The 10,349-nt window shown below is 47.4% G+C and carries 9 protein-coding genes; 6 read left to right on the top strand and 3 right to left on the bottom strand.

What is annotated here, in order from left to right; all coding sequences use genetic code 11:
- Positions 1–37: 37 nt before the first annotated feature.
- The 5 genes from queA (at position 38) to secF (ending at position 5,540) form a co-directional block, all read left to right on the top strand.
- On the top strand, positions 38–1,078 hold the full coding sequence (gene queA, locus B7Y67_RS07150; protein WP_293598044.1) for a tRNA preQ1(34) S-adenosylmethionine ribosyltransferase-isomerase QueA: 1,041 nt from the start codon (positions 38–40) through the stop codon (positions 1,076–1,078).
- Positions 1,071–2,228, top strand: a complete 1,158-nt coding sequence (gene tgt / locus B7Y67_RS07145) for a tRNA guanosine(34) transglycosylase Tgt (RefSeq protein WP_215375721.1) — start codon at positions 1,071–1,073, stop codon at positions 2,226–2,228. Before queA ends, tgt begins: the two co-directional genes overlap by 8 nt.
- 122 nt (positions 2,229–2,350) lie before the next feature.
- Positions 2,351–2,677: a preprotein translocase subunit YajC gene (gene yajC, locus B7Y67_RS07140; protein ID WP_216225392.1), complete on the top strand. Its 327-nt coding sequence runs from the start codon at positions 2,351–2,353 to the stop codon at positions 2,675–2,677.
- A gap of 25 nt (positions 2,678–2,702) precedes the next feature.
- Positions 2,703–4,562, top strand: coding sequence for a protein translocase subunit SecD (gene secD / locus B7Y67_RS07135; protein ID WP_293598043.1), 1,860 nt, complete (start codon positions 2,703–2,705; stop codon positions 4,560–4,562).
- Between the two features lie 3 nt (positions 4,563–4,565).
- Complete coding sequence (gene secF, locus B7Y67_RS07130; protein ID WP_293598042.1) at positions 4,566–5,540, top strand: protein translocase subunit SecF; 975 nt, start codon at positions 4,566–4,568, stop codon at positions 5,538–5,540.
- A 15-nt stretch (positions 5,541–5,555) separates the two neighbouring features.
- On the opposite strand, the gene B7Y67_RS07125 is transcribed toward secF, so the two are convergent.
- Together B7Y67_RS07125 and purB are read right to left on the bottom strand one after the other, a co-directional pair.
- Positions 5,556–6,938 (bottom strand): 3-deoxy-D-manno-octulosonic acid transferase, encoded by a 1,383-nt coding sequence (locus B7Y67_RS07125; RefSeq protein ID WP_363926924.1) that lies wholly within the window; start codon positions 6,936–6,938, stop codon positions 5,556–5,558.
- On the bottom strand, positions 6,935–8,314 hold the full coding sequence (gene purB / locus B7Y67_RS07120) for an adenylosuccinate lyase (RefSeq protein WP_293598041.1): 1,380 nt from the start codon (positions 8,312–8,314) through the stop codon (positions 6,935–6,937). The genes B7Y67_RS07125 and purB overlap by 4 nt, the downstream gene beginning before the upstream one ends.
- Positions 8,315–8,399: 85 nt before the next feature.
- Here purB and B7Y67_RS07115 point away from each other — a divergent pair, with 85 nt between their 5' ends.
- Positions 8,400–9,014, top strand: a complete 615-nt coding sequence (locus B7Y67_RS07115; RefSeq protein WP_293598040.1) for a glutathione S-transferase — start codon at positions 8,400–8,402, stop codon at positions 9,012–9,014.
- Between the two features lie 13 nt (positions 9,015–9,027).
- On the opposite strand, the gene mnmA is transcribed toward B7Y67_RS07115, so the two are convergent.
- On the bottom strand, positions 9,028–10,143 hold the full coding sequence (gene mnmA / locus B7Y67_RS07110; protein WP_293598039.1) for a tRNA 2-thiouridine(34) synthase MnmA: 1,116 nt from the start codon (positions 10,141–10,143) through the stop codon (positions 9,028–9,030).
- Between the last annotated feature and the right edge of the window lie 206 nt (positions 10,144–10,349).

The following is a 10,349-nucleotide window of genomic DNA, read 5'->3' as shown; positions in this document are numbered from 1 at the left end:
TCGTCATCGTTAAAATCCAATACCTGATGGTAATGCTATGCAACTTTCCGACTTCAATTACGACCTCCCGCCCGAACTAATTGCCCAGCATCCCCTGGCCAATAGAACGGATAGTCGCCTCCTAGAGCTGAGGGCGAATGGGGATAATGCCGCCCAATTGATCGATCGGCAGTTCCCCGACATTCTTAACCTTATTAAGCCTGGGGATTTGCTTGTCTTTAATGACACCAAGGTCATTCCTGCTCGCCTGCACGGCAAGAAGGAGACTGGCGGGAATGTTGAACTCCTGATTGAGCGTATCAGCGGTGATAAGCAGGCCTGGGTACAAATTAGAGCCTCGAAGGTTCCCAAGACCGGCAGCATCGTACATGTGTACAACAAATTGGGTGAAACCTTCCCAGTTGAAATGATTGGTTATGACGGCCGGTTCTATGAAGTGCGCTTCCCTGAGAATGTATTTGACTTGCTTGAACGCTTTGGTGAATTACCACTACCGCCGTATATCGCACATCAGCCAGATCAAGAAGATGCCAATCGTTATCAAACTGTCGTTGCCAAAAATCCTGGCGCTGTCGCGGCCCCGACAGCCGGCTTACACTTTGATGAGGCCATTCTCAAACGACTGCATGAACTCGGAGTGAAGCAAGGTAGCGTTACCCTGCATGTGGGCGCAGGTACCTTTACACCGGTTCGCGAAGAAGATCTCAGCAAACACAAAATGCACTATGAGTGGTTCTCAGTTCCCCCAGAAACTATTTCAGCTATTGAAGATACTCACAAGGCGGGCGGCAGGGTGATTGCAGTCGGCACGACCAGCCTTAGAGCCTTAGAGAGCCTGGCTCAAACCCAACAAGCTAGCGGTGAAACCAATTTATTTATTACGCCGGGCTATGCATTCAAAACCGTCGATTGCCTACTGACTAACTTTCACCTACCAAAATCCACCTTACTCATGTTGGTGAGCGCCTTTGCTGGCGTAGACAATATCCGCAGTGCCTATCAACATGCCATTCAAAATAAATATCGCTTTTTTAGCTACGGCGATGCGATGTTCTTAACTAGACAAGCTCATGACTAAACCCGTTCACTTCAATATCTTGGCGCGTGACTCTGCGAGCCCTGCGCGCCTTGGTCAGCTTGACCTTCCTCACGGCAGTGTTCAAACGCCAATCTTTATGCCAGTGGGGACGTATGGCACGGTGAAGGCCATGACACCTCGAGATTTGAATGAAGCCAAAGCCCAAATTATTTTGGGCAATACTTTTCATCTGTGGCTAAGACCAGGCTTGGATGTCATTAAGAAGCATGGCGGCTTACATCGCTTCATGGGCTGGGATAAGCCCATCCTCACCGACTCTGGTGGCTTTCAGGTTTTCAGTTTGGGCGCCCTGAGAAAGATTTCTGAAGAAGGCGTGACATTTGCTTCCCCGATCAATGGCGATAAGTTATTTATGTCCCCAGAAGTGTCGATGGAAATTCAGGCGGTACTCAATAGCGATATCGCTATGCAGTTTGATGAGTGCACGCCCTACGAAATCAAGGGGCAAGCCACTTCAGAAAAAACCGCACGTGCCTCATTAGAGATGTCACTTCGTTGGGGTGATCGCTCTTTAAAGCGCTTTCGCGAGCTCGAGACAGGCAATGGTCTCTTTGGCATCGTCCAAGGTGGGATGTTTGAAAACCTGCGTGAATTTTCCTTAGACGCAGTCAGTCAACAGGGCTTTGACGGTATTGCCATTGGCGGTCTCTCCGTTGGTGAACCCAAACCCGAATTTGAACGCATTCTGAATTTCACAGCTCCGAAGCTGCCAGAGCACATGCCTCATTACCTAATGGGCGTTGGAACCCCTGAAGACCTGATGCTGGGGGTCAGCCTAGGAATTGATATGTTTGACTGCGTGATGCCGACTCGCAATGCCCGCAATGGCTGGCTATTTACCCGCTTTGGTGACCTCAAGTTACGTAATTCAGGCTACAAGGACGATGATCGTCCTGTGGACCCTACCTGCGCCTGCTATACCTGCAAAAATTTCACCAGATCCTACTTAAATCACCTCCAAAAGGCGAATGAAATCCTCGGATCACAGCTCAATACCATCCACAATCTATCCTACTACCTTCAACTGATGGAAGAGGTCCGAGAATCCCTGGCAAAAGACCGTTTTAGCGCATATCGCGAGGAATTTCATCAGAATCGCCAACGCGGCGTAGAGCCTGGACAGGATTAATAGCCCTCGGGTAGTAAATCAGCCTTCAAAGCCCCATACAGTTTAGAATTGCGGGTTTACGGCTTCGCTTTAAAAGCCTAAAACTAAAGCAGTTTCCAATTGGTAATTAATGGAGGTTTTGTATGTGGATTAGTAACGCTTTTGCCCAGGCTCCAGCTGCGGGCGCAGATTCCGGTGGCTTGATGAGCTTCCTTCCCCTGGTGTTGATGTTTGCAGTGCTGTACTTCATCATGATTCGCCCACAAATGAAGCGTCAAAAAGAAACTAAAGCAATGCTTGAGTCTCTTTCAGTTGGCGATGAAGTAGTAACTGTTGGCGGCATCATCGGCAAGGTGACTGCATTGAAGGATCAAGTAGTGACTGTTGAAATTTCTGCTGGTACTGAAGTGCAGATGCAAAAAGGCGCCATCACAACAGTATTGCCAAAAGGCTCACTGAAGTCTGCTTAATCAGCTTGTTTAAAAGTATCTCAATATGAATCGCTACCCTCTCTGGAAATACATAGTCATCCTATTTGCTTTATTAATCGGAGGACTATATTCATTACCCAATTTCTACGGAGAGGCGCCAGCGGTTCAAGTCTCATCCGCCAAACCAACCATCAAGGTTGATTTGGCGACTCAGTCTCGAGTTGAAAAAATTCTGACTGATGACAATATCAGTAACACCGGCATCTTCTTTGAATCTACAGGCAATGTAGGCTCGATCAAAATTCGTTTTAACAATACTGATATTCAATTACGTGCTCGCGACCTGTTGCAGCAGAAATTGAACATCGATCAAAACGAACCTAATTTCACAGTTGCATTAAACCTACTCTCCAATACACCGAGCTGGTTAAATGCACTCAATGCATTACCAATGCCCCTCGGCCTTGACTTGCGTGGCGGTGTTTACTTCTTACTACAAGTGGACATGAAGGGCGCTGTTCAAAAGAAGGTGACTTCTTTGGCAACAGATATTCGCAGTCAGCTGCGTGACAAATCCATTCGCCAACAAGGCATCGAGCGCAGTCAAGATTCTATTACCCTGACTTTCGGCAGTACCGAGGATGCTGAAAAGGCGCGCTCCGTCTTAATGACTAGTCAGCCTGATCTGACCTGGCAAATTAAGCCAACCGGTCTTTCTCCAAAACTCATTGGCGAATTTAAACCCACTGCCTTGAAAGAGATTCAAGATAACGCAGTAAAACAAAATATCGTCACATTGAATAAGCGTGTGAATGAGTTGGCTGTTAAAGAGCCAGTGATTCAGCAACAAGGTGCTGAGCGTATCGTGGTGCAATTACCAGGCGTACAAGATACTGCGCGCGCCAAAGACATTATTGGTCGCACCGCCACTCTCGAATCCAGATTGGCAGACCCCATCCTTTCTACAATTGCTGTTGGTGAGACTCCGCCTCCAGGCATGGACGTATTCCGCTTTGGCGAGAACCGTCAAGGCGTATTCAAAAAATCAGTCATTTTCAGTGGTGATCGCATTACTGACGCGAGTGCTGGCTTCGATCAAAATCAGCGCCCAGCCGTCAACATCTCTTTAGATGCTGCTGGTGGTCGTGTAATGCAAGAGGTCACTCGTGAAAACATCGGCAAGCCAATGGGCATGATCCTGTTTGAAAAAGGCAAAGGCGAGGTTCTCACCATTGCCACGATTCAAGGTGAATTTGGCTCCAAGTTTCAAATTACTGGTCAGCCGACTACCGAGAGCGCAAATGACTTGGCCCTCTTGTTACGTGCAGGCTCACTTGCAGCACCAATGGAGATCATTGAAGAGCGCACGATTGGACCTAGTTTGGGCGCAGAAAATATTGAGAAGGGTTTTAAATCCCTCATCATTGGCTTTGGAGCTATCTCTATTTTCATGATTGCGTACTACCTACTGTTTGGCACCTTCTCAGTTGTGGCGCTTGCAGTGAACTTATTGCTGTTGATATCTGTGTTATCGATGTTACAAGCCACCCTAACCTTGCCAGGTATCGCCGCGATGGCATTAGCTCTTGGTATGGCGATTGACTCCAACGTCTTAATTATCGAACGTATTCGCGAGGAGCTGCGTAATGGCGCTGCTCCGCAAACGGCCATTGCTGTTGGCTTTAATAAAGCTTGGGCAACGATCTTGGATTCAAACGTCACTACCTTAATCGCCGGTCTTGCATTGCTAGCATTTGGCTCCGGACCAATCAAAGGCTTCGCGGTAGTGCATTGCCTTGGTATTTTGACTTCAATGTTCTCAGCAGTCTTTTTCTCACGCGGCCTAGTTAATCTCTGGTACGGCAGAGGTAAAAAAGTTCAGAAACTCGCTATCGGCCAAGTTTGGCGTCCACAGGAGAAATAAGCCATGGAATTTTTCCGGATCAAAAAAGACATTCCCTTCATGCGCCATGCATTGGCGCTCAATGCGGTTTCTCTAATCACCTTTTTAGCCGCCGTCTTCTTCCTTTGGCATAACGGCCTTCATCTTTCAATTGAGTTCACTGGCGGTACGGTAATGGAGGTTACTTACCCACAGACTGCTCCTTTGGACTCGATTAGGTCGAATGTAGAAAAGTTAGGTTATTCCGATACGCAGATTCAGAACTTTGGTAGCTCACGTGATGTGATGATTCGCCTGCCACTACAAAAAGACGCTGAAGGGAAAATGATTTCTTCTGCCGATCAAAGTGCAGCAGTGATGAAAGCGCTTGAACCAGCCACCTCTGGTGTGAAGCTGCAGCGTGTCGAGTTTGTTGGGCCACAGGTTGGTCGTGAGCTTGCGATTGATGGGCTCTTAGCGCTGTTATTCGTGATTATTGGCATTGTGATTTACCTCTCTTTCCGTTTTGAGTGGAAATTTGCTGTCGCAGGCATCATCGCGAACTTGCATGACATCGTGATTATTCTTGGCTTCTTTGCCTTCTTCCAATGGGAATTCTCGCTCTCCGTGTTGGCAGCGGTATTGGCTGTATTGGGCTACTCAGTAAACGAGTCTGTGGTGATCTTTGACCGTATTCGCGAAAACTTCCGCAAATACCGCAAGATGAATACCCGCGAAATTATTGATAATGCAATTACCAGCACAATTAGTCGTACCATGATTACTCACGGCAGCACTGAAATGATGGTGTTGGCAATGTTGATTTTTGGTGGCCCCACCCTTTTCTACTTTGCTTTGGCATTGACCATCGGTATTTTGTTTGGTATCTACTCTTCAGTGTTCGTGGCAGCAGCTTTAGCGATGTGGCTAGGCGTTACCCGTGAAGACTTGGTGAAGGGTGAACGTAAGCCTGATGATGCCGCCCGTAATGATGACCCCAACTTTGGGGCACAGGTCTAAGACTTATCTAAGTAGTTAGCTTAGCGTGAAATTCTGATGCTCAAGGGCGGCTAATATTTTCTTAGTCGCGCCTTGATGCTCGATCGAGTAGGCTGTTGCAGCGCTCGACATCTTTGCCAGTTCGGCAGTATTCAATAACAATTCTTTTAAAGCCTCCATCAGGGCAATCGACTCACTTAAGATGAGCTCACCCTTGACACGCTTTGCAGCGCCCATCTCGATAGCATCTAATGCGGCCTGCTCGAAGTTATAAGTATACTCACCAAGCAACACTGGACATCCAGCAGCACAGGCTTCAATCAGATTCTGCCCACCAAAAGGAAGTAGGCTACCACCCATGACCACCAAGTCAGCAGCACTGTAATACATCGGCATCTCGCCCATTGAATCACCTAGAATTACATCTACATCTTGATCGACATTCGGCATCTCAGGCCACCCTGTACGACGGCGAAATCTCAAGCCAGCTTCATGAATTTGATTGGCTACATCAGAGAAACGCTCAGGATGACGTGGCACCAAACAGAGCAATGGCGCAATCTCAAGGGCATTAGAGGCCAAAAGGTCCTTCCAGGCCTTGAGGATGATCGCCTCTTCACCATCACGGGTACTGGCAGCACAAATCATCAAGCGCTGATTTAAATGCAACTCTTGCTTCCAAGCTTGACCTTGTTGAACTAAGTCTGAATCCAGCGGCACGTCAAACTTGAGATTACCAACGATCTCCACTTTTTTAACGCCAAGACTGCGATAGCGGTCAGCATCGAATTGTGTTTGAGCCAAGATGCCCGCAAATGCTTGAAATAAAGATCTACCGGCACTACCAAAACGATTCACGCGACGGGCGCTACGTTGAGATAGGCGAGCGTTTACTAAAAATAATGGTAGGCCGATTTCTGCGCAATAAAACACTACAGTTGGCCAAGCTTCAGTCTCCATAAGCAAACCGAACTTGGGTTTGAATGCGCGAATGAAATTAGCAACAGACCAGCACAGATCATAAGGAAGATATAGCTGGCGTAGCTTACCTGCGGCAATCGCTTTGGCAAATAAAGCAGCGCCAGTGCGACGGCCATTGAGTGTCATATGAGTTAGCAGAACTGTTTCACCACGTTCGAGATAAGCCTCTATCAGGGGCTGAGCAGCTCTAGTCTCACCAACAGATACCGCATGAATCCATACCGATCCCTCAGCAATCTTTTTGCCATAGGAAAAACCGAGGCGCTCAGAGAAGTGGTTTAAATATTCAGATGAGTGGCGTGTACGCCAGGCAAGACGAATGAATGCAAACGGCAATAAGAGATGCCAAAGCAGTTGATAAACAGCAAAACAGATCTTGGGGCGGGCACCGTATTGCGAATCCTGCGGTGCGCGCCCAAGGCTTGGAGTCAAACTCACTTTTTCAGACGTTCGGTCAACTCGACCGCCTTGCCTAAATAAGAAGACGGTGTCATCTCCAGCAATAAGGCTTTTGCATCATCAGGGATTTGCAAGCCACGAATGAAGGTTTGTAAATCGGCTTGGTTAATGCCTTTGCCACGAGTGAGCTCTTTGAGTTGCTCATACGGGTTCTCAATGCCATAGCGACGCATGACGGTTTGTACTGGCTCTGCCAATATTTCCCAGCACTCATCCAAGTCTGCAGCAATTGCAGCATGGTTCACTTCCAACTTGCCTAAACCACGCAAGGCGCTGTCATAGGCTAAAACACTATGGCCAAAGGCTGGTCCTAGGTTACGCAACACGGTTGAATCAGTCAGGTCGCGTTGCCAGCGAGAAATCGGCAATTTCTCGGCTAAGTGACGCAGTAAGGCATTTGCTACACCCAAGTTACCTTCAGAATTTTCAAAGTCAATTGGATTCACCTTGTGTGGCATGGTTGATGAACCAATCTCACCGGCTTTGGTGCGTTGCTTAAAGTAACCAATCGAAATATAAGCCCAGAAATCTCGGTCCATATCCAACAAGATTGTGTTGGCGCGGGCAATCGCATCAAATAACTCAGCCATACCATCGTGCGGCTCAATCTGAATCGTATACGGATTAAATGTGAGACCTAAACGCTTCTCAACAACATTCTTGGAAAAGTTTTCCCAATCGAAATTCGGGTAAGCAGATAAATGCGCATTGTAATTACCAACGGCACCGTTCATTTTTCCTAACAAGGGTACCGCTGCAATCGTTGTAATCGCACGCTCTAAACGTTTAGCGATATTAGCCAACTCTTTACCTAATGTACTTGGAGAAGCGGGCTGGCCATGCGTGCGAGATAACAAAGGCACCTTGGCATTCTCAATTGCTAAATCCGTTAATAAAGAAAGTACTTTTCTGAGTTGTGGCAACAACACTTCATCACGCGCCCCACGCAACATCAAACCATGCGAAGTATTGTTAATGTCTTCAGAGGTGCAAGCAAAGTGAATAAATTCACTAGCCTTCAACAAATCTGGTCGACCAGCTACTTTTTCTTTTAAGAAATATTCAACCGCTTTGACATCATGATTAGTAACTGCCTCGATGTCCTTAATACGTTGCGCATCGGCGTCAGAGAATTTTTCTGGCAAAGATAATAAAAAAGCTTCATCTGCCGCACTAATTTTTGGCACATCCGGCAGACCTGCAGCAGCCAAAGCCAGCAGCCAATGGATCTCCACAAACACCCGCTGACGCATAAATGCAGCTTCGGATAACCAAGGGCGTAAGGCATCTAGCTTTCCAGCATAACGGCCGTCTATAGGAGAAAGTGCATTGAGGGTAGAAATCGGCTGACTCACGAATATTGCCTTTACATTGAATATGTCAATAAACCCTGATTTTAATCGTTCTTGAGGGCAACCCAATTTGGCTATACTGAGCCACATGAAACTGATCGGATCCCTCACTAGCCCCTACGTACGCAAGGTACGCATTGTTTTTTTGGAAAAAAAGGTTGATGTAGACCTCGAACTCGAAAATGTCTGGGCTGCAGACACCAAAATTGCACATAACAACCCTTTAGGCAAGATTCCTTGCTTAATTTTGGAGGATGGTGAAGCCATTTATGACTCCCGAGTGATTGCGGAGTATGTTGATACCCTTAGCCCTGTAAGCAAGCTCATTCCAACTGGTAGCCGCGAGCGCGTCGCAGTCAAAACATGGGAAGCACTGGCTGATGGAGTAGATGATGCTGGAATTTTGGCTCGCTTAGAGGCGACCTTCCACCCGCCAGAGCAACAGAGCTCCGATTGGCTTGAGCGCCAAATGGGCAAAATTAACTCCGCGTTAGCCCAAATGTCCCGTGAATTAGGCGAAAACACCTGGTGCCATGGAAACCAGATAACCCTGGCGGATATTGCAGTGGGATGTGCATTAGGCTATATGTTGTTCCGCTTCCCGAATATCGCCTGGCAAGCTCAATATCCTAACCTAGACGCCCTATATCAAAAGTTGATGCAAAGGCCTTCCTTTGCTGAAACAGCGCCTCCAGCGGCCTAAATGAGGGCAATACTTAGGCGGAAATAATTCCACCGCCTAAGCAGATATCGCCGTCATATAAAACGGCAGACTGGCCAGGAGTCACTGCCCACTGGGCTTCCGGAAAAGTCAATTCAAAGTTCAAGGGCCCTTCTACTCCAGGAGCCAGAGAGCATGCTGAGTCTACTTGGCGATAACGGGTTTTTGCTGAATACTGCCCTGGTGAGGGGGCTACTCCATCAACCCAGCTAGCATCTATTGCAGAGAGCTGATTAGCCAATAACCATGGATGTTCGTGACCTTGCGCCACATATAGAGTGTTGCTCTCAACGTCTTTACGGGCTACATACCAAGCATCGCCATTGCCATCTTGACTGCCACCTAGGCCAATGCCCTTACGCTGCCCTAAGGTAAAGAAGGCAAGTCCCATATGCTCTCCAACGACTTTACCTTCAGGGGTTTTAATGGGCCCTGGGGTACGCGGCAAGTAGCGGTTTAAGAATTCCCGGAAAGGGCGTTCACCAATAAAACAAATACCGGTGGAATCTTTTTTGCGCGCATTGTGCAAACCAATTTGCTCGGCAATCTTGCGCACCTCCGTTTTTGGAATTTCTCCCAAAGGAAATAAAACATTTGCTAGCTGAGATTGAGTCAGGCGATGCAAGAAGTAACTTTGGTCTTTGCTGGCATCTAATGCCTTTAATAACTGTACACGCCCACCTTCGTGACGAACCCGTGCATAGTGGCCAGTAGCAATGGCATCGGCACCCAAGCTCATGGCGTGGTCTAAAAAGGCTTTGAACTTAATTTCTGCATTACAGAGTACATCGGGGTTTGGGGTTCGCCCTGCGGCGTATTCCCGCAAAAACTCAGCAAATACGCGCTCACGATACTCGGCAGCAAAATTGACCGCTTCAACATCAATTCCAATCAAGTCAGCCACGGACACCACATCTAGCCAATCTTGGCGGGCGGAGCAATACTCATCGCTATCATCGTCTTCCCAGTTTTTCATAAAAAGGCCAATCACTTCATAGCCTTGCTGCTTGAGCATCCAGGCTGCAACAGACGAATCCACTCCTCCAGACATGCCCACGACGACTTTGGATGGTTTTGAGGCAGGTATTGCAGAAGAATTGAGCGGGATCATCAAAAAATGCGAGAATTCGACATAAGCTAAAACCCCTATTGTAGAAGCCTTAACTCAACTTAGCCCCAGAGCTAAAGTGAAATGGCGTAAAACGTAAGGGTATCCATATATATGTGTATTCGCGTATATATACCTAAAATAGATTTTTTTTGAATCATTAGCATTTGGAGACATGCCATGCGCATAGGAGTACCGCTGGAAATCAG

This window comes from Polynucleobacter sp. 35-46-11 (assembly GCF_002281105.1).
The sequence above is the reverse complement of the archived record's forward strand: the minus strand, read 5'-3'. Positions and strand labels throughout refer to the sequence as shown.